Consider the following 25,000-nt stretch of genomic DNA (forward strand, 5'->3'; position numbering starts at 1 on the left):
GGCACCGGAATGTGACGCTGGTGTAGTGGTCAGACTTCGACGACCGCTTCGATCTCCACCGCCGCGCCCAGGGGCAGGGCAGCGACACCGAAGGCAGCGCGGGCATGCTTGCCCTTGTCGCCCAGCACGCCCACCAGCAGGTTGGAGGCACCGTTGGCCACCAGATGCTGCTCGGTGAAATCGGGGGTCGAGGCGACCAGGACGGTGATCTTGAGGATGCGCTTGACCTCTTCCAGCGGAATGCCGGCGGAATGGACGATCTGCGACAGCACGTTGAGAGCGGACAGTTCGGCGGCGTTGCCGCCCTGCACCACATTCATCGTGTCGCCGAGCAGGCCGGTGACCACGCCCTGGTCATTGGAGGAAATCTGGCCCGAGACATAGAGAATATTGCCGGTCCGGGTCACCGGAACGTAGCTGGCGACCGGGGCCTTGGGGGCGGGCAGTTCGTAGCCGTATTCGCGGAGCTTTTCGATCGGACTGGTCATCGTGTCTTGCCTTCGTTCTGGTCGTCGTCTGGTTCTGCCGGCAGAGGCGCCGGCTTTTGTCGGTAGAGCTTGCCGCGCACCACGGCCTCGCGGCCGAAGCGGGTGCGAACGCGGTCCATGGCCCGTTCGGCGGCCGCCTTGCGGGCAATGGCGGGCTCCAGCAAATCGGCCGGATCGCTGCCGTCGGCGGTATCGATACCCGAAACGCCGATTCCAATCAGCCGGAAAGCGGTGCCATCGACTTCGCGTTCCAGCAGGGAGCGGCCGGTTTCGTAGATCACATTGGTCAATTGCGTGGGGATCATCAAATGCCGGGCGCGCGTGCGCAAGCGGAAACCTGCCGATTTGAGCTTCAGCGTCACCGTGTCGCCCACCACGCCCTTGGCCTTGAGGCGTTCGGACAGGCGTTCCGTGACATTGAGCAGTTCGGTAGAAAGCGCTTCCAGATCGCTGATATCGCTGTTGAATGTGGTTTCCGACGAAATGGTTTTCATCTCGCCATCGGCGGAGATGCGGCGGCTGTCCTCACCACGAGAAAGGCGGGCGAGACGGGCGCCGGTTTCCCCATAACGGCGCATCAGGTTTTCCGGGGGCTCGTCCTGCAACTGGCCGATGGTCGTGAGGCCGTCCTTGCGCAGGGTTTCGGCGAAGACCTTGCCGACGCCATAGATGAGGCTGATGGGCTTGGGTGCCAGGAAGGACAAGGTTTCCGCCTTGCCGATGACGGCGAAGCCGCGGGGCTTGTCGAGGTCCGAGGCCACCTTGGCGAGGAACTTGTTGTGGCTGAGGCCGACCGAGATGGTAACGCCGATCTCGGTTTCGATGGCGCGGGCGAAGCGGGCCAGGACGAGGGCGGGCGGGGCCTTGTGGAGGGCCTCTGTGCCAGAGAGATCGAGAAAGGCTTCGTCGATGGAGAGTGGTTCGACCAGCGGGGTGAGGGCGTCCATATACTGGCGAATCTGGCGGCTAACGCCGACATATTTGGCCATGTTGGGCTTGATGATGACAGCGTCCGGGCAGAGCTTGCGGGCCTGGAACATGGGCATGGCCGAGCGAACGCCGGATTGGCGGGCGATGTAGCAGCAGGTGGAGACGACGCCCCGCGTGCCGCCGCCGATGATCAGCGGCTTGTCGCGCAGGCTGGGGTCATCGCGCTTTTCGACCGAGGCATAGAAGGCGTCGCAATCGACATGGGCGGTGGAGAGCTTGAACAGTTCCTCATGGCTGCGCAGGCGCGGCGAGCCGCAGCCCGGACAGCGGGCGGGCACGGTGGCGCCCGAGCCATGGGCCAGGCAGTCGCGGCAGAGCCAATCGAGGGTCACGCATCACCCGGAAGGGTTGAGCCGATGCCAGACCCGCATGAACTGTTCGGGCGACATGCCGGAATTTGCGCAGAGGGCGAGCAGAATCGGTTCGTTTGAGGCAAAATAGTCGACGAGGCCACGCTGAAGGGCGGACGAGCCGACGGAACGGCGCAGTGAATCGGGGTCGAGCCCGGCAAATTGCATGAAAGCCAGCAGTTCCTCGGGGTTTTCCGCCAGGTAGCCGAGACAGGAATCGGCGAGGGCGGCGACGGAGGTTTCGACTGTCTCGGAACGCGGCACTGCCGGCCTCATTGGGTGTTTTGTAAGAGATTGCATGGTAGCGCAACAAGGCGGCAAAGCGAAGCGCCGCCAGCGCCTTAGCGGCGCGAGGAAGGACCGATGCCAAAGACTGTAATGATCGTTGAAGACAATGAGCTCAACATGAAGCTCTTCAACGATCTGCTGGAATCGCGCGGCTATGCCGTCATCCAGACCCGCAACGGGATGGAGGCGCTCGATCTTGCGCGCGCCCATCATCCCGACCTGATCCTCATGGATATCCAGTTGCCCGAGGTTTCGGGGCTCGTGGTGACCAAGTGGCTCAAGGATGATGATGACCTGGCCCATATCCCCGTCATCGCCGTCACGGCCTTTGCCATGAAGGGTGACGAAGAGCGGATTTTACAAGGCGGGTGCGAGGGTTACATCAGCAAACCGATCTCCGTGCCTCACTTTCTGGAAACTATTGCCCGCTACATTGGTCCGGCCTGATCACGCAGAGCCAGCCTGTCTGCCTGCCTGATCGGCCCGCTCGATGCCGCTGGGAGATTCCTGCGGCCGGCGCAGGTTTTCGGGGCCATACCAGTGACAGCACGCGTTCTGATCGTCGACGATATTCCCACCAATGTCCGCCTGCTCGAAGCCCGGCTGGCAGCCGAGTATTACGAGGTCGTCACTGCCGCGTCTGGCCCGGAAGCCATTGATATCGCTAATAATTCTGACATCGACATCGTCCTGCTCGATGTCATGATGCCCGATATGGATGGCTTCGAGGTCTGCCGGCTGCTCAAGGCGAACCCCAAGACCCAGCATGTTCCCGTCCTGATGATCACGGCGCTCGACCAGCCTTCCGACCGGGTCAAGGGCCTGGAAGTGGGCGCCGACGACTTCCTGACCAAGCCGGTCGACGACATGCAGCTCATGGCGCGCGTCAAGAGCCTGGTGCGGCTGAAGTCGCTCACCGACGAATTGCGCGCCCGCGCCATGACGGGGCAGCAGATCGCCATCGAAGACGCGATGCGCGCGATGGATAAGATCAATACGACGGGCGGCTCCATTCTCATTGTCGACACCGATCAGCGACATGCCGAGCGTATCAAAGGTTATCTCACGCCTGAGCATGACGTGGATATCTTGATTCAACCGGCCGATGCGGTGTTCCAAGTCACTGGCGCGCAATACGAATTGGCGCTGGTGGCGATGGCCCTCGATGATTTCGACCCGCTGCGGGTGTGTTCGCAGATCCGTACGCTGGAGCATACGCGCAACCTGCCGATCATCCTGTTGGCGGAAGATGCCGACAAGCCGAAGGTGGTGCGGGCGCTGGACCTGGGGGTCAACGACTTCATCTCGCGGCCAGTGGAGCGCAATGAGCTGGCGGCACGGGTGCGCACGCAAATCCGCCGGCATCGCTATGCGCTGGAGCTGCGGCAAAGCGTCAATAATACCATGGCCCTGGCGGTGACCGACGACATGACCGGGCTCTATAACCGGCGCTATTTCGACCGGCATCTGGGCGTGATGCTGGGCAAGGCGCAGAGCCAGGACCGCGACATGGCGCTGATGATCCTGGATATCGACCACTTCAAGGCGGTCAACGATACCTATGGCCACGATATCGGTGACGCGGTGCTCAAGGAGTTCGCGACGCGGTTGAAGCGAAACATCAGGGGCGTTGATCTTGCTTGCAGATTTGGCGGCGAGGAATTCGTCGTGCTGATGCCCGACACCGACTATAGCCAGGCCGAACTGGTGGCCGAGCGGGTGCGGCAGTCGATTGCCGAGCGGAGTTTCGAGGTCAATGCCGGGCGGCCGCTATCGGTGACGGTATCGGCAGGGGTGACGCTCAACGAGAGCGATGCCGATACGCCGGAGTCGCTGATCAAGCGAGCCGATGTGGCCCTGTACCGCGCCAAGCGCGAGGGGCGGAACCGCGTGGTGTTCGACGCTGCGTGATCGGACTCAATCGGCCCTTAAATTGGGGCGTTAGGGTTATCTGTTATAATTAACAGAGCTTTACCGGCCGGGTTTGGCGGGTATTCCTTGAGTTTTGTCCGGCAATGAGTAGGTTGCCCTCAACACAGCGAATTGACCCATTTTGGGACAGTCGCTGAGGGTTCCCTACGGCTTCTCTCAGGTCCGCCGCAACTCCTGAGTCCCGTAGGGCGGTTGGTCCGGATGCGGACAGAGTGGCCTCTTCGACATGCCGCTCCGGACCAGCCACTCTTCTTCTTCCGCATCGCATTGATGATCTGACGCCATTCACACATGGTGCGAATTCGTTAACGCACTGTTAGCATCGAGATTGGGCTCGCGTGAAACGGGCAGCAAAAAGCCCCGCATTTTCAATGCGGGGCTTTCGCGCTTTTCAGCAGGTGCTGAGACCAGATTACTTGATCTTGGCTTCCTTGAATTCCACGTGCTTGCGCACAACCGGATCGTACTTGTTGTACGAGAGCTTCTCGGTCTGGGTGCGGGCATTCTTCTTGGTAACGTAGTAGTAGCCAGTATCAGCCGTCGACACGAGCTTGATCTTGACGGAAGCGGCTTTGGCCATTGGGGTGTCCTCGACAAACAATAAGGCGCCGCGAAATGGCGGCGCTTTGAATTTGGGCGCAACCTACGGATTTGCACCGGATTGTCAAGCGCCGGAGTTGAGTGGGCGCGTGATCGGAGTCCATTTCCTGGATCGTCGCCCTCGGGCTTGACCCGAGGGCACTACACTTGCGGAGCGACTGTTAAGTACAGAGCCCTCGGGTCAAGCCCGAGGGTGACGCGCGGTGGGTGGTCATGTGCGTCACACCCTCCCTCAACATGTTCATCCGATCAGTCGATCTGGCCGGTGCCGAAGCCGTACATGTGGTTGGCCCATTGCAGGCCCACGATAGCACCCTTGATGGAGGGGAGCATAAGTATGGGCAGGACGATGCCGAGCGGGACCATGGTGTAGAGATAGGTCAGCGGATTGACGTGATAGACCATGTCCATATGCAGCATGATGCCGACCAGCAGGTGGCCGACGATCATGATGGCGATATAGGGCGGGAAGTCGTCGGCGCGGTGCAGGTTGAGCTGCTCGCCGCAGACCTCGCACTGGTCGGCCACCTTGAGATAGGCGCGGAACAAGCGGCCCTTGCCGCAATGGGGACACTTGCACAGTGTGCCCCGCCACATGGCCTGACCGACACTGCGCTCTGGCAGACTCTTCGAACCCATTCCCGTTACCTCTTCTTCCGGCCCCGCGGGCCGTAAGACCTAGATGGGCGCTTCTGGCCGCGCCGACCAGATGACGGATTGCCGCGCGTGCCTTCGGACAGGAGCTCGAAGCGCAAGGCGCCGGCCACCGGAGCGGCTTCGAGCAGGCGGACGGTGACGCGATCGCCCAGGGCGAATTTCTCGCCCGAGCGGTCGCCGATCATGGCCTGCTGGTCTTCGACGTAGCGATAATAGTCCTCGCCCAGGGTGGAGGCGGGAATGAAGCCATCGGCGCCGGTTTCGAGCAGGCGGACGAAAAGGCCGGAGCGGGTGACGCCGGAAATGCGGCCCTCGAAGCGGGCGCCGATCTGGGCGGCGAGGAATTGCGCGAGCAGGCGATCGGCGGTTTCGCGTTCGGCCAGCATGGCGCGGCGCTCGGTGGCCGAAATGTGCTGGGCGATGCCGGATAGCCGCAGGGCTTCGTTTTCGCTGAGGCCATCATCGCCCAGGCCAAGGGCCGAGATCAGCGCGCGGTGGACGATGAGATCGGCATAGCGGCGGATGGGCGAGGTGAAATGGGCATAGCGGTCGAGGTTGAGGCCGAAATGGCCGTAATTCTCGGCGGCATATTCGGCCTGCGCCTGGCTGCGCAGCACCATTTCGCTGACCTGCTCGACATTGCCGGCCTTGCGGGCCTGGCTGAGGATGCCGTTGAAGTCGCTGGCGCGGACAGAGTCGGATTTCTTGACCGAGATATCGAGCGAGCCGAGGAAGTCGCGCAGGGCCTGGAGTTTTTCGCTGCTCGGCTCGTCATGGACGCGATAGAGCAAAGCGGACTTCTTCTGCTCCAGCGTTTCGGCGGCCGCGACATTGGCGGCGATCATCATTTCCTCGATGAGGCGATGGGCGTCGAGGCGTTCGGGGATGCGGATGTCTTTCACCAGCCCAGCATCATCGAGAACGATCTTGCGCTCTGGCAGGTCGAGATCGAGCGGGCCGCGCTTGTCACGGGCGGCAGCCATGGCGTCATAGGCGGCGTAGAGCGGGCGCAGGATAGGGTCGAGCAAGGGGGCGGTCTGGTCGTCGGCCTTGCCGTCGATGGCGGCTTGGGCCTGTTGGTAGCTCAACTTGGCGGCCGAGCGCATGAGGATGCGATGGAAGCTGTGGCTGCGCTTTTTGCCATCTGCGCCCATGACCATGCGCACGGCCAAAGCGGCGCGGGGCTCGTTTTGCTTGAGCGAGCAGAGTTCGTTGGAAATGCGCTCGGGTAGCATGGGGACGACCCGGTCGGGGAAATAGACCGAATTGCCGCGCAGATAGGCTTCGCGATCCAGCGCCGTGCCCGGGCGGACATAGGCGGCGACATCGGCAATGGCGACGGTGACCACGTGGCCGCCGGGATTGGCCGGATCGTCGTCGGGCGCAGCATGGACGGCGTCGTCATGGTCCTTGGCGTCGGGCGGGTCGATGGTGACCAGGGGCAGGTCGCGCCAGTCCTCGCGGCCCTTGAGCGTGGCTTCCTTCGCTTCCTCGGCCTCGCGGATGACGGCGGCGGGGAAATTGTAGGGGATTTCCAGATTGTGGATGGCGATGAGGCTGACAGCGCCTTCCGACATGGGATTGCCGATGACCGAGGTGACCTTGGCGCGCGGGATCATCAGGCGGCCGGAGAGCTTGACTTCGACCTCGACGAGATCGCCGTCTTTCGCGTCGAGCAGGTCCCCGAGGGGGATGCGCATTTCCTTCTGCTTGCGGTCGACCGGGATGAGGCGGGCGCCATCATCGTCCATTCTGACAATGCCGATCTGGCCGCGGCGCGGCTTGTCGAGGATTTTCATCGCCTTGGCGGTGTAGAAGGGGACTTCGCCTTCGCCGGCATCGATGCGGGCGAGAATGCGGTCGCCGGGGGCAGGGACGACGCGGGCATCGCGGCCGCCAAGCACGGTCACGCGGGGCTTGTCGCCTTCCTCATCGTTCCACTGGGCCGGATAGGCGTGCAGATCGTCGGGATCGGCATCGGCGGGGATATCGAGCACGGCGACATGGGGCAGGGCGGCGGTGCGGCGCAAAGCCTTGCGGGAGCGCGTGATGACGCCTTCGCCCTCCAGCTCGGCCAGCATGGCCTTGAAGGGGCGGCGCATATCGCCGCGAATGCCGAAGACCTTGGCGAGATCGCGCTTGCCCTTGATGTCGGATTGCTGGGCGAGGGCTTCGAGCAATTGTTCGCGGGTCGGCAGTTCGGTCGCGCGCGGGGAGGTGGCGCGGCGGGGGCCGGACGTGTTGCGGGGTTTTTTGATGGGTGGCTTGGCCATAAGGGATTTTCGTTGGAGGTGAGCGATATGTAGGGGATGGCGGGCGGTTCGGCAAATGGGGATGGACGCCTGAAGCACCACCACCCACAGTGTCATCCCGGCGAAGGCCGGGATCCATCCCGAGGTCTTTCAACCGTTGCTGTGCGCGGCGCCATCTCAGGATGGATTCCGGCCTTCGCCGGAATGACATCGTGGTTAGATGCTAGGGTAGATGACCGGCACACGATTCCATGGATTGCCCGCATATGATTCCCTTCTTCGACGGCCACAATGACACGCTGCTGCGCCTGCTGGAGGCAGAGGGGGCGGACAAGGAACGGGCTTTTATAGAGGGCAGCAAGACGGGGCATATCGATCTGCCGCGGGCCAAAGCGGCCGGGATGGCGGGCGGGTTTTTCGCGATGTTTCCGCCGCCGCTGAAGACGGGGCAGGTTGCGGCGAGCAATCCGGGACTGGAGCCGAACCTGCCGCCGGAACTGGCCTGGAGCGATGCGATGGCGTCGACCAGCGGCATGACGTCGGTGCTGTTGCGGCTGGAGCGGGCAGACGCGCTGGCGGTGTGCCGCAATGCAGGCGAACTGCGTGCGGCGATAGCGCGGGACACTTTGGCGGCGATTTTCCATATCGAGGGGGCCGAGGCCATCGATACCGAGTTCCGGTCGCTGGAGCTGCTCTATGCCGCCGGATTGCGGTCCATCGGCCTCACCTGGAGCCGGGCCAATGCCTTCGGGACCGGCGTGCCGTTCCGCCATAATGCCGACCCCGATATCGGGCCGGGGCTGAGCGATGCGGGCAAGGAACTGGTGCGCGTGTGCAATGGCATGGGGGTGATGATCGATCTGAGCCATCTCAATGCGGCGGGGTTCCGCGACGTGGCCGCCATCAGCAATCATCCGCTGGTGGCGACGCATTCCAATGTGCATGCCATTTCCCCGCATGCGCGCAACCTCACCGACTGGCAACTGGCGGCGATTGCCGAAAGCAAGGGGATTGTGGGGCTGAATTTTGCGACGGGCTTCCTGCGGCCGGACGGGAAATTCGTGGCTGATACCGAGATCGAGGTGATGGTGCGCCATGTCGATGCGCTGGTGGAAGCGCTGGGCGAGGATGGGGTGGCGCTGGGATCGGATTTCGACGGGGCGATGATGCCGGCCGTTATCGGCGACGTGACGGGCGTACCCAAGTTGCTGCAAGCGCTGCTGGACAAGGGCTATGGGGAAGAACTGGTGCGCAAGATCGCGCTGGGGAACTGGATGAGCATGATCGAGCGGACGATCGGCTAGGCATATTATCGCCGCCTGGCGTCAAGCCCGGCCAAAGGATTAGCCTTTCGCATTGGCTGCGACAAACAAGCCATTGAAAAATATAATTTAATGACCATGTTGGGGGTGAGCGGAAATCTGCTCGTCCCGTCATCATTGAATTGCAGCTTCCGCCCCCGGGTGCGAAGCCAGGAGGTTATCATGCCCGCCCTTCGGCTCTGTCTGTCATGTGCTGGACCCCGGCCGCGCGCCGCCGTTCGTTGCCCATGGTGCATGGCAAGCTATACCGCGCCGCGCCGCACGCCCGAGCATCTGTTCGCCAGCATTGAAGGCGAATGGAAATCCCGTGGAGCGCTACCGCCCGGAGGGTGCGACCAAAGGCCCATCGCTTTGTCCGGCGATATGGCCATGATGCCGGTCGCGGGGTCTGCCGGAAACGACGGCTCCGCCGGGGCTTGAGCGCTGAAAGCCAGGCGCTCGCCCCATCTTTCCTGACCCGACTGCCCCGGCCATTGGCCGGGGCTTTTTTCGTTCGGGGGGCCTGTGAGCGTCGGCCTTTGCCTGTAGGGCGCGTCGTGTTTGTGGAGGTTTCGACACCCCCTCCCTAGCTTCGCTAAGGCCTGTCGGCCCAGCTCCGCTACCCTCCCCTCAAGGGGGAGGGTGGGCAGGAGCCGAGGGTATCGACCGGTTAGGTTAGAAGGGTACGTCTTCGGCTTTGACGGTCTTTTTCGGGGCGGCTTTTTTGGCCGGGGCCTTTTTTGCGGCGGGCTTCTTCGCTGCTGCCTTCTTGGCTGGGGCCTTTTTCGCCGCCGCCTTCTTTTTACCGCCCCCAGCTTCGATCTTGGCGGCAATCAATGCAATCGCCTGCTCCAGCGTTACATTCTCGGGCTTGGTATCCTTGGGAATATTGGCATAGACCTTGCCCTGATTGGCATAGGGTCCGAAGCGGCCGATGGCGATCTTGATCGGGCCGTCGTCATGCTCGAAGGTTTTGATCGCCGAGGCACCGGCCCGTTGGAAACCGCCGGCGGCCTTTTGCGCGATGAGATCGACGGCGCGGTTGAGGCCGACGGTGAAGACTTCTTCGACGTCGGGCAGGTTGGCATATTTGCCGTCATGCAGGACGAAGGGGCCATAGCGGCCGAGACCGGCGGAAATGGGCAGGCCGGTTTCGGGGTGGAGGCCGACTTCGCGCGGCAGCGAGAGCAGCTTGAGGGCGCCTTCGAGGGTCAGCGCAGCCGAGTCCCAGCCCTTGGGCAGGGATGAACGCTTGGGCTCGCTGCCTTCGCCGAGCTGGACATAGGGACCGAAGCGGCCGGATTTGAGGAAGACCTGTTCGCCCGATGCCGGATCGGTGCCCAGAATGCCGTCGCCGGATGCGGCTTCGCTGGACTGGCCCGAGGCGGCGTCCGAAAGCTGCATCGTGTGCTTGCATTCGGGGTAGTTGGAGCAGCCGATGAAGGCGCCGAACTTGCCGAGCTTAAGCGAGAGCTGGCCGGTGCCGCAGGTGGGGCAGCGGCGCGGGTCAGAACCGTCTTCGCGTGGCGGGAAGATGCGGCTGGCCAGCATTTCATTGAGCGCGTCGAGCACTTCGGAAACGCGGAGATCCTTGATCTCGTCGGTGGCGGCGGTGAAATCCTTCCAGAAATCGCGCAGGACCTGCTTGTAGTCGAGGTCGCCGGCCGAGATTTCGTCGAGCTGCTCTTCGAGGCCGGCGGTGAAGCCGTATTCGACATAGCGGGTGAAGAAGCTTTCGAGGAAGGCGGTGACGATGCGGCCGCGATCTTCGGGATGCAGCGCCTTGCCCTCGAGCCGGACATAGTCGCGGTCCTTGAGGGTGGTGAGGGTCGCGGCATAGGTCGAGGGGCGGCCGATACCCAGCTCTTCCATCTTCTTGATGAGGCTGGCTTCGGTATAGCGGCTCGGCGGCTGGGTAAAGTGCTGCTCGATATCGACCTGCTGCAGGCTCGGCTTGTCGCCCACGGCAAGCGGCGGCAGCTCGCGGCTTTCTTCATCCTCGTCATCCGGCTCGTCGGATTTGACCTCGACGCCATAGAGCTTGAGGAAGCCGGGGAAGGTGACGACGGAGCCGACGGCGCGCAGTTCGACGGATCGGCCGGGGACGTTGACCGCGATATCGACGGTGGTGCGGTCAATCTCGGCGGACTTCATCTGCGATGCGAGCGTGCGGCGCCAGATGAGGCCGTAGAGCTTGGCCTGGTCGGGGTCGAGATTGAGGTTTTCCGGGCGCTTGAACATATCCGTCGGGCGGATGGCTTCGTGCGCTTCCTGGGCGTTCTTGGCCTTGGTCTGGTAGATGCGGGCCTTTTCGGGGAGATATTCCTCGCCGAAATATTTCCCGATCACCGAACGGGCCATGGCAATGCCCTCCGGCGCCATCTGCACGGCGTCGGTTCGCATATAGGTGATGAGGCCGTCTTCGTAGAGGCGCTGAGCGATCTGCATGGTGCGCGACGGCGAGAGGCCGAGGCGCGAGGAAGCGTCCTGCTGCAGGCTGGAGGTGGTGAAGGGCGCGTAGGGATTGCGCTTGGTGGGCTTCTTTTCCACCGAGGAGACGTTGAACTGGCCGGCTTCGATGAGCTTTTTCAGCTCGGCGGCATTCTCGCCGGTCTTGATGTCGAGCTTGTCGGTCTTCTTGCCATCGACGGAGAAGAGACGGGCGAGGAAGCTCTTGCCTGATTGGGTGAGTTTTGCCTCGACCGACCAGTATTCGTCGGGCTTGAACTTTTCGATCTCGCCTTCGCGATCGGAGACGAGGCGCAGGGCGACGGACTGCACGCGGCCGGCCGAGCGCGAGCCGGGCAGCTTGCGCCACAGGATGGGCGAGAGGGTGAAGCCGACGAGATAATCGAGTGCGCGGCGGGCCAGATAGGCATCGACCAGCGGCATGTCGATTTCGCGCGGCCTGGCCATGGCCGCCGTCACCGCATCCTTGGTGATGGCGTTGAAGACGACGCGCTGGACTGGGGTATCCTTCTTCAGGGCCTTCTTCTGACGGAGGACATCGAGCACATGCCAGGAAATGGCTTCGCCTTCGCGATCCGGGTCGGTTGCGAGGATCAGGCCATCGGCGCCCTTGAGGGCCGAGGCGATGTCGGCAAGGCGCTTGCGGGAGGCGGTATCGACCTCCCAGGACATGGCGAAGTCCTCGTCCGGACGGACCGAACCATCCTTGGCCGGCAGATCGCGCACATGGCCAAAGGAGGCCAGGACTTCATAGCCTGAACCGAGATATTTGTTGATTGTCTTGGCTTTAGCCGGACTTTCAACGACGACGACCTTCATGGATTACCCGTTCCGCAACGCTCGATAAGAAGTGGCGCAACATGGTGAAGGCGCGATGCGGTGTCAATGCAGGCAAACGTGGCGGCAATCCGCTCTCTCTTAGAGAGAGGAAAATTTGCGGGCAATTTCGCGGCGATCACGGCCTTGCATCTGCCATACAAGATGTGCAGGATTGGCCTTGCGCGTTCTGCGCCTTGCCCTCGTTGCATTGCTTCCCGTTTGACCGGCCCGCGCCGTGTGCGCTGCCGCCCGTGGAGCGCCGGGGGCGCTTCTGGAGGAATTCGACATGGATTATCGCAGGCTCGGCAATAGCGGCGCCGTCGTCACCAATTACTGCCTGGGCACCATGACCTTTGGTGCGGAAGCGGATGAGGCAACCTCGTTCCGGCTGATGGACGATTATGTGGCGGCGGGCGGCAATTTCATCGACACGGCCAATGTCTATAGTGCCGGCGTGTCCGAGGAGATCGTGGGGCGGTGGCTCAAGAGCAAGAAGCTGCGCGACCTCGTCATCACCACCAAGGGGCGGTTTCCCATGGGGGATGGGCCGAACCATCTGGGCCTGTCGCGCAAGAACCTTCGGGAAGCGCTGGATGCATCGCTGCGCCGGCTGGGTGTCGAGCATATCGACCTCTACCAGATGCATGCCTTCGACGCGCTGACGCCGCTGGAGGAAACGCTGCGGTTTCTCGATGACTCGATCCGTAACGGCAAGATTGCCTATTACGGCTTTTCCAATTTCCTTGGCTGGCAGTTGACCAAGGCAGTGGGGCTGGCGAAAGCCAATGGCTACCAGCCGCCAGTGACGCTGCAGCCGCAATATAATCTGCTGGTGCGCGATATCGAGCATGAGATCGTGCCGGCGGCGCTGGATGCCGGAGTGGGCATCTTGCCGTGGTCGCCGCTGGGTGGCGGCTGGTTGAGCGGCAAATACAAACGCGACCAGATGCCAACGGGCGCAACGCGGCTGGGCGAAAATCCCAAGCGGGGCATGGAGGCCTTTGACAAGCGCAATGCCAGGTCGGTGACCTGGGCAGTGATCGGCGCGGTAGAGGATATCGCCAAGGCGCGCGGCGCCAGCATGGCGCAGGTGGCGCTGGCCTGGGTGGCGGCGCAGCCGGCGGTGACCTCGGTGATCCTGGGCGCGCGGACGCAAGAGCAACTGGCGGACAATCTGGGCGCGGGTTCGCTGGTGTTGAGCGAGGCCGAGATCGCGCGGCTGAGCGAGGTCAGCAAGCCTGACATGGCGGACTATCCCTATGGAACCGGAGGGATCGGGCAGCGCAATCGCAAGCTCGAGGGCGGACGCTAGGACCAATCCCTGACGTTAGGCATTGCCGAACGGCCCCGAACAATGGTGTCTAGGCGCGCCATGACCCATACGAGCCTTGCCTTGATTCCCGATTTCGATCTTTCGGCGCATAATACGCTGGCGCTGGGCGCGCGTTCGCGCCTGGGCGCCTCCATTACCGAGCCCGGCATGGTGCCCGATGTTCTGGCGGCGGCTGCGGCGCAGGGCCTGAGGTTACGCATATTGGGCGGGGGCAGCAATGTGGTGCTGGCGCCCGAATTCGACGGCATTACCGCTGTCATGGCGATCCGCGGCCGGCGCGTGGTCGAGACCGACGCGCGCGGCACGCTGATCGAGGTGGCGGCCGGGGAGAACTGGCATGAGCTGGTGACCTGGACCGTGGCGCAGGGGCTGGGCGGGGTGGAGAACCTGGCCGGCATTCCCGGCACGGTGGGGGCCGCGCCGGTGCAGAATATCGGCGCCTATGGCGTGGAAGTGGCCGATGTGTTCGAAACGCTGGTGGCCTATGACTGCGTCGAGGGGCGCGAGCGGGTCTTTGTGCGGGATGAGTGCGCCTTTGCTTATCGCGACAGCCTGTTCAAGCGTGAGCCGGGGCGGTTCGTGGTGCTGTCGCTGCGGCTGCGCTTGCCGCAGCCATGGGTGCCCAGGCTGAGTTTTGCTGGGCTTTCCGATCTTGATGGCGAGATCACGCCCAAGGCGGTGATGGACCGGGTGCTGGCTCTGCGCGGCTCGAAGCTGCCGGACTGGCGGGTGACGCCCAATGCCGGTTCGTTTTTCCAGAACCCGATCGTTTCGGTGGCGGAAGCTGAGCCGGTGCTGGCGGAATTTCCGATGGCGCCGGCCTTTCCGCAGGCGGATGGGCGGTTGAAACTGTCGGCGGGATGGCTGATCGAGAAAAGCGGGCTCAAGGGCTTTCGGCTAGGCCCGGTGGGCATGTCGGAACGGCATGCGCTGGTGCTGGTGAATTATGGTGGGGCCGTGGCCGAGGATGTGGCGGCTTTGGCCGAACATGTGAAGCGGACTGTGCGGGAGCGGTTCGGCGTGCAACTGCATGAAGAGCCGGTGTTCTGCTAGCTGGCAGCAGGTGCCACGACCTCGTGGTTCGACAGGCTCACCATGAGGTCTACTGGGAGGCCGTGAGGTCTATAGAGATTTCAAAGCAGACCTCATCCTGAGCTTGTCGAAGGACGAGGTCATGATGGGGTCTAGCTGTATTTCAGCGCCACAAGCTGGCCGCTGGACCATTCGACCTGGCCGGCGAGGTCGAGTTCGAGCAGCAGCATCTGCATGGCGGAGGCGGAGAGACCGGACTGGCGGACCAGTTCGTCGACGTCGATGGGCGTGGCGCTGAGGGATGAGAGCAGGCGGGAGCGGTCGTCTTCGCTGGGTGGGGGCGTGTCGGGGAGGAGGTCCGGTTCCCAGTCGCGGTCGAAAAGGGCGTTGCGGGCGGGGTCGGCGCTGCCGAGGGTTTCGATGATATCTGCCGCGCCGGTGATGAGCTTGGCGCCTTGCTGGATCAGCGCATTGCCGCCTTCGGCGCGGGGATCGAGCGGGGAGCCGGGGACGGCGAAGACGTCGCGGTTCTGCTCGAGCGCCAGGCGTGCGGTGATGAGCGAGCCGCTGCGCTTGGCGGCTTCCACGACGACCACGCCGAGGGAGAGACCGGAAACCAATCGGTTACGTCTTGGGAAATCGCGAGCGCGGGGTTCCCAACCCAGCGGCATTTCGGTGAGGAGAGCCCCGCCATTGTCGAGAATGTCGTGGGCGAGGGGGATGTTCTCGTCGGGATAGATCTTGTCGAAGCCGCCGGCGAGGACGGCAATAGTGCCTGTGGTGAGCGTGGCGCGGTGGGCCGCCGTGTCGATGCCGCGGGCGAGGCCGGAGACGACGGTATAGCCGCGTTCGCCGAGATCGCCGGCAAGGAGGCGCGTCATCTTGATGCCGGCGGCGGAGGCGTTGCGGGCGCCAACGATGGCAACGGTGCGGAGCCAATCGAGGTTCTGGCCACCGGCCATGGTGACGAGCGGCGGCGCAGCGGGAATATAGGCGAGGAGCGGCGGATAATCCGGCTCGCCGCTGGCGACGAGGCGGGCGCCATAGCGGGAGAGGCCGGCGATTTCGTCTTCGGCCTCGGATCTGGTGGGGATGCGCAGGGGCTTGCCGGTACGCCTGAGCAGACCCGGCAGGGCTTCGAGGGCAGCATCGGCGGCGCCGAAGCGGTTGAGCAGTTGGCGGAAGGTGGCGGGGCCGACATTGTCGGTGCGCAGGAGGCGCAGCCAATCGAGACGCTGCGCGTCGGTGAGCGTGGCGGCCGGGCGCGGCGCCAAGCCTAGGAGGCCTTGTTCTCCGAGCCGATCTTCGGCTCGGTGCCGGCCATCAGCCGGGCGATGTTTTCGCGGTGCTGGAAGAACAGCAGGATGGCCATGACCGCGACGGCGCCGGCCAGCCATTCATTGACCACGACAAAGGCAAAGATCGGCGCGGTGGCGGCGGCGGTGAGGGCGGCGAGCGAACTCATTTTCTGGGCGAAGGCGATAATCAGCCAGACGGCGCAGAAGATGAGGCCGACGGGCCAGGACAGGGCCAGGAGCGAGCCGATCATCACCGAGACGCCCTTGCCGCCCTTGAAATTGAGCCAGACCGGGAAGCAGTGGCCGAGGAAAGCGCCGATGGCGGCGACCATGGCGGCGTTTTCGCCCCAATAGTAGCGAGCGACGAGAATCGGCAGGGCGGCCTTGGCGGCGTCGAGGACGAGGGTGGCGGCGGCGACCCAGCGATTGCCGGTGCGCAGCACATTGGTGGCCCCGATATTGCCCGAGCCGATGGCGCGGATATCGCCCAGGCCGGCGGCGCGCGTAAGCAGCAGGCCGAAGGGGACGGAGCCGCAGAGATAGCCAAGGACGATGGCATAAAGGAGCGGCATCAGGTCGGCTGGCATATGGTGGTTCCCCTCGTCTTTAGAGTGAGAAGTATGCGCAGAGCGGGGTTTGCGGCAAGGGGGCGGGGGCAGATAGATTGGAGTACCCCCCTCCTAACCTCCCCCTGACAGGGGGAGGAACTGATCGGGGGTGAGGCACCATATTGCCCCCCACTGCGCGACTCCTCCCCCTCTGCAGGGGGAGGTTGGGAGGGGGTGGACGCGCTAGTCGCGGTGCTCGAACACCGTTTCGCCGCCGACGATGGTGCGCATGACCTTGCCGGCGAGGCGAGCGCCTTCGAAGCTGGTGTTGCGGGAGCGGGAGCGGAGGTCGCGTTCGCTGACCTGCCAGGGATAGTCGAGATCGACCAGGATCAGGTCGGCCGGGGCGCCCTTGGCGATGCGGCCGGAGGGGAGGCCGAGGATTTCGGCGGGGCGGCTGGTCATGGCGCGAAGGATGGTCATGAGATCGACATCGCCGGAATGGTGGAGGCGGAGGGCGGCGGCGAGCAGGGTTTCCAGCCCGATGGCGCCGTCGGAGGCTTCGGCGAAGGGCTGGCGCTTGACCTCGGTATCCTGCGGATCGTGATCGGAGTGGATAGTATCGATGGCGCCGCTGCGCAGGCCCTCGATGACGGCCTGGCGATCATCCTCGGAGCGCAAAGGCGTGCCGAGCTTGAAGAAGGTGCGGTAGCGGCCGATGTCGTTTTCGTTGAGGGCGAGGTTGTTGATCGAGACGCCTGATGTAACCGAGGCGTTACGCTTCTTGGCTGCGACCATCAGCTCGACCGAGGCGGCGCAGGAAATCTGCGCGGCGTGGTATTTGGCGCCGGTCAGGGCGGCCAGTTGCAGATCGCGGGCGAGGGGGATGGTTTCGGCTTCGCGGGGGATGCCCTTGAGGCCGACAATGGTGGCGAAGAGCCCTTCATTCATCACGCCGTCGCCCGTGAGGCTCTGGTCGGAGACGTGGTGTATTACGGTCATGCCGTAATTGGCGGCATAGCTCATGACGGTGCGGAGCAGGGAAGAGGACTGGATGGAATGGCGGCCATCGGTGAGGCAGACGGCGCCGGCTTCCTGCAGCAGGCCGAATTCGGTGATTTCCTGGCCGGCCAGGCCCTTGCTGATGGCGCCTGACGGCAGGACATTGACCCTGGAGGTCGCCTTGGCGCGGCGGATGAGGAAGTCCACCAGGGCGCCGTCGTCCACGACCGGGGAGGTGTCGGGCATCATGACGAAGCTGGTGACGCCGCCGGCAGCGGCGGCTTCGCCGGCCGATTGCAGGGTTTCGCGGTATTCCTTGCCGGGTTCGCCGGTGAAGACGCGCATGTCGATGAGGCCAGGAGCGAGGACCAGGCCATTGGCGTTGATCACTTCGGCGCCGTCGGGGATGCCGACGGGGGCGCCGAGGGCGACTTCGGCGACGAGGCCGTTTTCGACGAGGACGGCGCCCTGGGCATCGGTGCCGGAGGCGGGGTCGATGATGCGGGCGTTTTCGATGAGCAGGGGGCGCGTCATGGCTGGCCTCCGGCGGGGAGGAGGGCATCGAGCACGGCCATGCGCACGGCGACGCCCATTTCCACCTGGTCGGTGATGACGGAGGCGGGGCCGTCGGCAATGGCGGGGTCGATTTCGACGCCGCGATTCATCGGGCCGGGATGCATGACGATGGCGTCGGGTTTGGCGAAGCTGAGCTTTTCGGCGTCGAGGCCGTAGAAGCGATAATATTCGCGGACCGAGGGGATCATGCGGCCATTGGCGCGCTCATGCTGCAGGCGCAGCATCATGACGACGTCGGCATCTTTCAGGCCTTCGCGCATGTCGGTGAAGACCTCGGTGGCGAGGTGTTCGATGCCTGCGGGGAGCAGATTGCGTGGGGCGATGACGCGGGTGCGGACATTGAGGGCGCCGAGCAGCAGCAGATTGGAGCGCACGACGCGGGAATTGGCGATATCGCCACAAATGGCGACGGTGAGGCCGGAAATGCGGCCCTTGTGGTTGCGGATGGTCAGCGCGTCGAGCAGGGCCTGGGTGGGATGCTCATGGGCGCCGTCGCCGGCATTGATCACCGAGCAGCCGACCTTCTGGCTCAGCAGTTCCACCGCGCCGGCGGCCGAGTGGCGGACGACGATGACGTCGGGGCGCATGGCGTTGAGGGTGGCGGCGGTGTCCACGAGGGTTTCGCCCTTGCTGACCGAAGAGGTCTTGACCGACATGTTCATTACCAGCGCGCCGAGGCGCTTGCCGGCGATCTCGAACGAGCCCTGAGTGCGGGTCGAGGGCTCGAAGAAGAGATTGATCTGCGTCTTGCCTGACAGCGTAGGGTGGCTCTTGCGCTCCTGGCGGGAGACCGGGACCATGGCTTCGGCGCGATCGAGCAGGTCGATGATCTCGTGCTGCTGGAGATCGGCTATCGAAAGCAGGTGGCGCTGGCTGAACGGGGGAAAATCGCCGGACGAGGCGGCGGGTGAGGTGCTTTTGCTGGCGCGAGCTTGGGCCATGCGCTCCGATCCCAACGAGATTTGCTGCGGTCTAGCGGAGGGGGCGGGCAGGGGCAAGCGCTGGATATGAAATTATATGATGGAAATCACATGAAGATGTGAATTGGGCGTGCATCCCGGCTGGTACCGGGATGCCATTGTTTGTGGATCAATGCCGCTATATCGCCTGGCTCCATACGCCGGTGGCGGCCGTATCGGCGCAATAGTCGGCGAAATCGCGCGGCTGGCGGCCTAGGGCGCGCTGGACGCCGTCGCCCAGCTTCTCGTTGCGGCCGTCGAACACTTCCTCGCAGAGCCGTGTGAGGAATTCGGCAATGTCGGCGCCGACTTCGGGCTCCAGGGCGGCGTGGAATTCCTCGAGGCTGATCGGGGCGTAGGCGACATCGCGACCGGAGGCGGCGGAAATGGCGGCGGCCGCATCGGCAAAGGTCAGCAGGCGCGGGCCGGTGACCTCGTAGATCTCGCCGACATGGCTGATATCGGTGAGGGCCGCGACGGCGACATCGGCGATATCATCGGCATCGACGAAAGGTTCGCCATACTGCGCGGCGGGCAGGGCGATGAGGCCGGACAGCACTTCCGGAAGCAGGATGCCCTCGCTGAAATTCTGGCTGAACCAACTGGCCCGCACGATGGTGGTGCCAAGACCGGACCCGGCCATGATCTGTTCGCTGCGCTGGGCATTGGCTTCGCCGCGCCCGGACAGCATCACGACGCGCTTGATGCCCGCGGCAAGCGCCGTGGCGGCGAAGGCGCGAATGGTCTCGGGCGCGCCCGGGACGGCGATATCGGGGACGAAGGCGACAAAGGCGACTTCGGCGCCGGCCAAGGCGGGCGCCCAGGTCGACTGGTTTTCCCAATCGAAGGCTGGATTGCTGCGGCGCGAGGCTCCGCGCGCGGGGATGCCCTGCTGCTCAAGGCGGGTGATGACGCGGCTGCCGATCTTGCCGGTGGCGCCGATGACGAGGACGGGGGTGGTGGTGGTGGTGGAGGTCATGGAAAGTTCCTTCGGGTTGCTATGACACGAAGGTGCGGCGATGAAGCTGGACTATCAATTCCATTATGGCCACAATAATATGCAGGTCGTCCATAATGGTGGACGATAAGCATGAACGTGGTAGCGAACCGGCATGACCGATATCCATTTCCAACCGTCGCCACTATCCGATCCGCTGGGGGAAGTGCTGCATATGCTGCGGCTGACCGGCACGCTCTATTGCCGGGCCGAGATGACGGCGCCCTGGGGCATCGTCATGCCTGATCTGGTCGACTCGATGATGTTCGTCATCGTCACGTCAGGGCAGAGCTGGCTGAAGATGGCGGGTGAAGAGCCGGTGCTGCTGACACAGGGCAGCATGGTGCTGCTGCCGCATGGCAAAAGCTACGAGTTGCTGAGCGCGCCGGATGCCGCGCCCGAGCCGCTATTCGACATTCCGGTCGAAAAGATCGGCGATCGTTACGAAATCATGCGGCATGGTGGGGGTGGCGCCGTGACCCGGGCAACATCGGGCGTAGTGCAGTTCGACAGCGTGGCGGCCAAGCGGCTGGTGTCGCTGTTGCCGCCAGTGCTGCGCGTCGATGCCTGGGATGTCGATGACGGCGACTGGCTGCGGAGCACGCTGGGGCTGATCGCGCGCGAGGCCAGCGCCATGCGGCCCGGTGGCGAGACGGTGATGACCAGGCTGGCCGATATATTGGTGATCCAGGCCATCCGTGCGTGGCTGGCGCGGGCGCCGGAAGCCAATCTGGGCTGGCTGGCCGCGCTACGCGACCGCCAGATCGGTCGCACGCTGGCGCTGATGCACCGGCAGCCGGAGCGGGACTGGAGCCTCGTGGACCTGGCCGGGGAGGCCGGCATGTCGCGCTCGGCCTTTTCGGCGCGTTTCACCGAGCTGGTTGGGCAGCCGGCAGCGCAGTATCTGGCGCAATGGCGGCTGCATCTGGCGCGGGCGCAGTTGCTGGAAGGGCGCGATTCGGTCGGGGCGGTCGCGCGGCGGGCCGGCTATCAATCCGAGGCGGCGTTCGGGCGGGCCTTCAAGCAGTTCTTCGGCGTGCCGCCAGGCGCGGCGCGCAAGCTAGCGGCGTAGCCGGTCCAGCGCGCCCTGCAGGATGTAGCTGGCGGCGAGCTTGTCGACGACTTCGGCGCGGCGGTCGCGGCGGAGATCGGCCTCGATCATCATGCGGGTGACGGCTGACGTGGAGAGGCGTTCGTCCCAGAAGGCGATAGGCAGCGCAGTCTTCTGCGCCAGGTTGCGGGCGAAGGCGCGGGTGGACTGGACGCGGGGGCCTTCGGAGCCATCCATGTTGAGCGGCAGGCCGAGGATGATGGCGGCGATCTGGTTTTCGGCGACGAGCTGCAGGATGCGCTCGGCATCCTGCGTGAATTTGCTGCGCTTGATGGTTTCGAGCGGGGTGGCCGAATAGCGCATGCCGTCGCTTATGGCGACACCGATGGTCTTGGTGCCGAGATCGAGCGCCATGATGCGGCCGGTGGCCGGGATGGCGGCGAGGGGATTGGGGATGTCTTCGGTCACGGCCAACTCGCATTGGTGCCACGCCCTCGTGGTTCGACAAGCTCACCATGAGGGCTACTGTGGCTTAGGCTCGTCCTATAGGGTGCGGGCCGGTTTGGCGACAGGAAAGCGGCGGATGAAACTCACCTGGTTCGGCGGGACGACGATCCGCATTTATATCGGCGGGGCGATTCTGGTGGTGGATGCTGCGGGCGCGCCTGATGGAATCGATGCGGCGGAGCTGGTTTCGGGCGCGGATGTGGTGATCGAAAGCTTCAGGGCGGAGCTGGCAGGTATCGACGCGGTGCAGTGGAAGCCGCGCAGGCTGCCGCGATTGCTGGATGCGAGCGAGGAACTGCCGGTGGTGGAGGCCTGGGCGGCGGGGCCGGGAGTCGTGCTGGTGGATGCGGTGGGGGAGCCGCCGCTCTTACTGGTGGCGGGTGAGGTGCCGGCGCTGGGGCGTTGGGCGGATGGGGCCGTGATGGTGCTGTTCGGGGATGGCGCGGGGCTGGTGCGGCGCGGCGGCATCGTGCTGGACGATGCGCCGCCGCGGCTGCTGGCGCTGGCGGGAGACGAGGCGGCGATCGATGTGGCGATCCCGGCTTTGCGGGATCGGCTGGACGGAACGGGGCTGGTGGCGCTGGAAGCGGGGATGGCATTGGAAGTCTGATCCGATGCATCAGCCATTTTCATTGTCTTTTTGAGCGCGCCATTGCTAATAACGGCCCAAATCGAGCCGTTCTGTTCTGGAGTTTCCCATGTCTGTCGACGCCGCAACCGTGAAGCGCATCGGGCGCCTGGCGCGCATCCGCATTGAAGAGGGCGAGGTGGAAGGCTATCGCAATGAGCTCAATGCCATTCTGGGCTTTGTCGAGCAGCTCGGCGAAGTCAATGTGGATGGCGTCGAACCGATGACCTCGGTGACGCCGATGAGCCTGCGCCGGCGCGACGACGTGATCAGCGATGGCGGCTATCCGGAAAAGATCGTCAGCAATGCGCCGCTGACCGAGGACAATTTCTTCATGGTGCCCAAGGTGATCGAATAGATGGCTGTCAGCATCGCCATCGAAACGCCTTTGCAGGACGATGTGCGCGGCCTCGTCGCCCGGCTCAACGACCATTTGCTGCCGCTATCGCCGCTGGAATTCCAGTTCAAGATGACGGTGGAGCAGATGGCGGGTAGCGACACGACACTGTTCGTGGCGCGGGACGAGGACGGCAAGGCCGTGGGCATGGGCGCGCTCAAGGTCCATTCGCCTGAACTGGGCGAGGTGAAGCGCATGTTCACCGACCCTGAAGTGCGCGGCAAGCGCATCGGTTCGGCGCTGCTGGAGGCCATCGTGGCGCTGGCGCGGGACAAAGGGCTGGCTACGCTGATGCTGGAAACCGGCACCGGGCCCGGCATGGCCGAGGCCCACCGGCTGTATAGCCGTAGCGGCTTCGTTACGCGTGGGCCGTTTCTCGATTATCCCGACAGCGAATGGTCGGCGTTTTTCGAGCTGCCGCTCAAGGTGGGGGTCGGCGCATGAGGACGATGCTGATCGCCGCGGGCCTGATGCTGACGGTCAGTGCTGCTCTGGCGCAGGAGGATCTGGTCATTGACCAGACCAAGCTCTATGTGACCGATCCGGCGGCCTGCGAGGCGGTGGAAAAGCAGGGCGTGGATGCCTTTATGGACCTGGATTTCCTGAGCCTGACTTTCGAGGACGGCATCCAGGGCATGGAATTCCACTGCAATTTCTATGACATCAAGAGCCGGCCCTATACGCCGGTGCTGTTCGTGGACGCGGTCTGCGAACTGCCGGGCGAGCTCTATGCCGACACCATCGCCATTGCCCCCGATGGCGAAGACACAATCCGGCTGGTATCCAGCGCCGACACCGCGCTGGGGCTGGTCGGCCAAATCGAGCCCGATCCGGAGGGCTTTTATCCTGCGGGGACGACGATCTATCACCGCTGCGACAATCTGAGCGAGATTCCCTTTGACTGACCTGACCAAACTGAGCCTGGCCGATGCAAGCAAGGGCCTCAAGGCCAAGAGCTTCACCGCGACCGAACTGACCGGCGCCTATCTCAAGGCGATCGAAGCGGCCAATCCCAGCCTCAACGCCTATGTGGCGGTGACGCCGGAACAGGCGCTCGACATGGCCAAGGCCAGCGACGAAAAGCTGGTGCAGGGGCAGGGCGGGGCGCTGGAAGGCATTCCTGTTGGCATCAAGGACCTGTTCGGCACCAAGGGCGTGCATACGCAGGCGGCCAGCCACATCCTCGACGGGTTCAAGCCGGAATATGAGTCCACCGTGACCAGCAATCTGTGGCGCGACGGCGCCGTGATGCTGGGCAAGCTCAACATGGACGAATTCGCCATGGGCTCGTCCAACGAGACCAGCTATTACGGGCCGGTGGTGAGCCCGTTCCGCGCCGAAGGCAGCAATGCCGGCCTGGTGCCGGGCGGCTCGTCGGGCGGTTCGGCCGCGGCGGTTTCGGCCTGGCTGTGCGCCGGGGCGACGGCGACCGATACGGGCGGCTCGATCCGCCAGCCGGCGGCCCTCACCGGCACGGTGGGCATGAAGCCGACCTATGGCCGCTGTTCGCGCTGGGGCGTGGTGGCCTTTGCCTCGTCGCTCGACCAGGCGGGGCCGATTGCCCGCACTGTGGAAGATGCGGCTTTGCTGATGACGTCCATGTCGGGCTTCGACCCCAAGGATTCGACCAGCGTCGACATTGCCGTTCCGGATTTCGCCGCGGCGGTGGAACGCGGGGTGAAGGGGCTGACCATCGGCGTGCCGCGCGAATATCGCATGGACGGCATGCCCGGCGAGATCGAGAAGCTGTGGAGCCAGGGGCTGGAATGGCTCAAGGCGGAAGGCGCTGTCGTCAAGGATATCTCGCTGCCGCATACGAAATATGCGCTGCCGGCCTATTACATCGTGGCGCCGGCCGAGGCATCGTCCAACCTGGCGCGCTATGACGGGGTGAAATACGGCCTGCGCGTGTCGGGCAAGGACATTACCGACATGTATGAGCTGACGCGCGCCGCCGGTTTCGGCCGCGAGGTGAAGCGGCGTATCATGATCGGCACCTATGTGCTTTCAGCGGGCTATTTCGACGCCTATTACGTCAAGGCGCAGAAGGTGCGGACGCTGATCAAGAAGGATTTCGAGGACGCGTTCAATGCCGGCGTCGATGCCATCCTGACCCCGGCAACGCCGTCGACGGCCTTTGGCATCGGCGACGAGACCTTGGCGGCCGATCCGGTGGCCATGTATATGCAGGACGTGTTCACGGTGACGGTCAATATGGCTGGGCTGCCGGGCATTGCCGTGCCAGCCGGCAAGGACGCCAAGGGCCTGCCGCTGGGATTGCAGCTCATCGGCAAGCCGTTTGACGAGGAAACGCTGTTTGCGGCCGGGCGGGTGATCGAGAAGGCCGCCGGTGGGGATTTTGCACCGAAGCAGTGGTGGTAGGCTCGCGCGTTTGGTGCGCGTGGCCCACCCCCACCCTTGATCCCTCCCCACAAGGGGGAGGGAGACGATGAACACGGACCTCTAAGCTGGCGCCTCCCTCCCCTCGATGGGGAGGGATTGAGGGTGGGGTGGGGCCATAGGCAC

24 protein-coding genes are annotated in these 25,000 nt (G+C 64.2%); 11 read left to right on the forward strand and 13 right to left on the reverse strand.

The features are described from left to right. Positions 1–29 precede the first annotated feature (29 nt). From NVV79_RS14655 to NVV79_RS14665, 3 genes are read right to left on the reverse strand one after another with little or no spacing between them, the layout of a single operon-like run. Complete coding sequence (locus NVV79_RS14655) at positions 30–488, reverse strand: RidA family protein (RefSeq protein ID WP_303991020.1); 459 nt, start codon at positions 486–488, stop codon at positions 30–32. Then, positions 485–1,810: a DNA polymerase IV gene (locus NVV79_RS14660; RefSeq protein ID WP_303991023.1), complete on the reverse strand. Its 1,326-nt coding sequence runs from the start codon at positions 1,808–1,810 to the stop codon at positions 485–487. Before NVV79_RS14660 ends, NVV79_RS14655 begins: the two co-directional genes overlap by 4 nt. 3 nt (positions 1,811–1,813) lie before the next feature. Further along, on the reverse strand, positions 1,814–2,092 hold the full coding sequence (locus NVV79_RS14665; protein WP_303991026.1) for a DUF3572 family protein: 279 nt from the start codon (positions 2,090–2,092) through the stop codon (positions 1,814–1,816). A 99-nt stretch (positions 2,093–2,191) separates the two neighbouring features. Between NVV79_RS14665 and NVV79_RS14670 the strand changes: the two genes are divergently transcribed. Together NVV79_RS14670 and NVV79_RS14675 are read left to right on the forward strand one after the other, a co-directional pair. Further along, entirely contained in the window at positions 2,192–2,563 is a 372-nt protein-coding gene (locus NVV79_RS14670) for a response regulator (RefSeq protein WP_056233995.1), read from the forward strand. 93 nt (positions 2,564–2,656) lie between these two features. Further along, a complete protein-coding gene (locus tag NVV79_RS14675; protein ID WP_303991031.1) occupies positions 2,657–4,027 on the forward strand; it encodes a PleD family two-component system response regulator in 1,371 nt (456 codons plus the stop codon). Positions 4,028–4,460: 433 nt separating this feature from the next. Here NVV79_RS14675 and rpmG read toward each other — a convergent pair whose 3' ends face one another. From rpmG to rnr, 3 genes are all read right to left on the reverse strand, one after another. Beyond that, the gene (rpmG, locus tag NVV79_RS14680) at positions 4,461–4,628 is read right to left on the reverse strand and encodes a 50S ribosomal protein L33 (RefSeq protein WP_056233989.1); all 168 of its coding nucleotides are present in this window, start codon (positions 4,626–4,628) and stop codon (positions 4,461–4,463) included. A gap of 269 nt (positions 4,629–4,897) precedes the next feature. Beyond that, entirely contained in the window at positions 4,898–5,287 is a 390-nt protein-coding gene (locus tag NVV79_RS14685; protein ID WP_303991039.1) for a DUF983 domain-containing protein, read from the reverse strand. A gap of 5 nt (positions 5,288–5,292) precedes the next feature. After that, positions 5,293–7,578, reverse strand: a complete 2,286-nt coding sequence (gene rnr, locus NVV79_RS14690; RefSeq protein WP_303991042.1) for a ribonuclease R — start codon at positions 7,576–7,578, stop codon at positions 5,293–5,295. A 245-nt stretch (positions 7,579–7,823) separates the two neighbouring features. On the opposite strand from rnr, the gene NVV79_RS14695 reads away from it, so the two are divergent. Next, positions 7,824–8,861, forward strand: a complete 1,038-nt coding sequence (locus NVV79_RS14695; RefSeq protein ID WP_303991044.1) for a dipeptidase — start codon at positions 7,824–7,826, stop codon at positions 8,859–8,861. A gap of 672 nt (positions 8,862–9,533) precedes the next feature. Here NVV79_RS14695 and topA read toward each other — a convergent pair. After that, complete coding sequence (gene topA / locus NVV79_RS14700; RefSeq protein ID WP_303991047.1) at positions 9,534–12,146, reverse strand: type I DNA topoisomerase; 2,613 nt, start codon at positions 12,144–12,146, stop codon at positions 9,534–9,536. 286 nt (positions 12,147–12,432) lie between these two features. Between topA and NVV79_RS14705 the strand changes: the two genes are divergently transcribed. Together NVV79_RS14705 and murB are read left to right on the forward strand one after the other, a co-directional pair. Continuing rightward, positions 12,433–13,458 (forward strand): aldo/keto reductase, encoded by a 1,026-nt coding sequence (locus NVV79_RS14705; RefSeq protein ID WP_303991050.1) that lies wholly within the window; start codon positions 12,433–12,435, stop codon positions 13,456–13,458. Positions 13,459–13,518: 60 nt separating this feature from the next. Then, complete coding sequence (murB, locus tag NVV79_RS14710) at positions 13,519–14,532, forward strand: UDP-N-acetylmuramate dehydrogenase (protein ID WP_303991054.1); 1,014 nt, start codon at positions 13,519–13,521, stop codon at positions 14,530–14,532. A gap of 131 nt (positions 14,533–14,663) precedes the next feature. Here the strand turns inward: murB and dprA are convergent, their stop codons facing one another. From dprA to NVV79_RS14735, 5 genes are all read right to left on the reverse strand, one after another. Continuing rightward, positions 14,664–15,785: a DNA-processing protein DprA gene (dprA, locus tag NVV79_RS14715; protein ID WP_303991058.1), complete on the reverse strand. Its 1,122-nt coding sequence runs from the start codon at positions 15,783–15,785 to the stop codon at positions 14,664–14,666. Between the two features lie 2 nt (positions 15,786–15,787). Next, a complete protein-coding gene (plsY, locus tag NVV79_RS14720; RefSeq protein WP_303991062.1) occupies positions 15,788–16,396 on the reverse strand; it encodes a glycerol-3-phosphate 1-O-acyltransferase PlsY in 609 nt (202 codons plus the stop codon). Positions 16,397–16,600: 204 nt separating this feature from the next. Beyond that, entirely contained in the window at positions 16,601–17,893 is a 1,293-nt protein-coding gene (gene pyrC, locus NVV79_RS14725) for a dihydroorotase (protein ID WP_303991065.1), read from the reverse strand. Next, positions 17,890–18,876, reverse strand: a complete 987-nt coding sequence (locus NVV79_RS14730; RefSeq protein ID WP_303991067.1) for an aspartate carbamoyltransferase catalytic subunit — start codon at positions 18,874–18,876, stop codon at positions 17,890–17,892. Before NVV79_RS14730 ends, pyrC begins: the two co-directional genes overlap by 4 nt. A gap of 157 nt (positions 18,877–19,033) precedes the next feature. Next, complete coding sequence (locus NVV79_RS14735; protein ID WP_303991068.1) at positions 19,034–19,873, reverse strand: NAD(P)H-binding protein; 840 nt, start codon at positions 19,871–19,873, stop codon at positions 19,034–19,036. Positions 19,874–20,006: 133 nt separating this feature from the next. Here NVV79_RS14735 and NVV79_RS14740 point away from each other — a divergent pair, with 133 nt between their 5' ends. Beyond that, the gene (locus NVV79_RS14740) at positions 20,007–20,963 is read left to right on the forward strand and encodes an AraC family transcriptional regulator (RefSeq protein WP_303991070.1); all 957 of its coding nucleotides are present in this window, start codon (positions 20,007–20,009) and stop codon (positions 20,961–20,963) included. Here NVV79_RS14740 and ruvX read toward each other — a convergent pair. Continuing rightward, positions 20,952–21,356: a Holliday junction resolvase RuvX gene (gene ruvX / locus NVV79_RS14745; RefSeq protein WP_303992693.1), complete on the reverse strand. Its 405-nt coding sequence runs from the start codon at positions 21,354–21,356 to the stop codon at positions 20,952–20,954. The two genes, NVV79_RS14740 and ruvX, sit on opposite strands and share 12 nt — an antisense overlap. Positions 21,357–21,525: 169 nt before the next feature. Between ruvX and NVV79_RS14750 the strand changes: the two genes are divergently transcribed. The 5 genes from NVV79_RS14750 (at position 21,526) to gatA (ending at position 24,856) form a co-directional block, all read left to right on the forward strand. Next, a complete protein-coding gene (locus NVV79_RS14750) occupies positions 21,526–22,059 on the forward strand; it encodes a hypothetical protein (RefSeq protein WP_303991071.1) in 534 nt (177 codons plus the stop codon). Between the two features lie 88 nt (positions 22,060–22,147). Continuing rightward, entirely contained in the window at positions 22,148–22,435 is a 288-nt protein-coding gene (gene gatC / locus NVV79_RS14755; RefSeq protein ID WP_303991073.1) for an Asp-tRNA(Asn)/Glu-tRNA(Gln) amidotransferase subunit GatC, read from the forward strand. Continuing rightward, entirely contained in the window at positions 22,436–22,918 is a 483-nt protein-coding gene (locus NVV79_RS14760) for a GNAT family N-acetyltransferase (protein WP_303991074.1), read from the forward strand. Continuing rightward, entirely contained in the window at positions 22,915–23,379 is a 465-nt protein-coding gene (locus NVV79_RS14765) for a hypothetical protein (protein ID WP_303991075.1), read from the forward strand. The genes NVV79_RS14760 and NVV79_RS14765 overlap by 4 nt, the downstream gene beginning before the upstream one ends. Further along, the gene (gene gatA, locus NVV79_RS14770; RefSeq protein WP_303991076.1) at positions 23,372–24,856 is read left to right on the forward strand and encodes an Asp-tRNA(Asn)/Glu-tRNA(Gln) amidotransferase subunit GatA; all 1,485 of its coding nucleotides are present in this window, start codon (positions 23,372–23,374) and stop codon (positions 24,854–24,856) included. The genes NVV79_RS14765 and gatA overlap by 8 nt, the downstream gene beginning before the upstream one ends. The last annotated feature ends 144 nt before the right edge of the window (positions 24,857–25,000 follow it).

This window comes from Devosia ginsengisoli, from assembly GCF_024707105.1.
GTDB lineage: Bacteria > Pseudomonadota > Alphaproteobacteria > Rhizobiales > Devosiaceae > Devosia > Devosia ginsengisoli_A.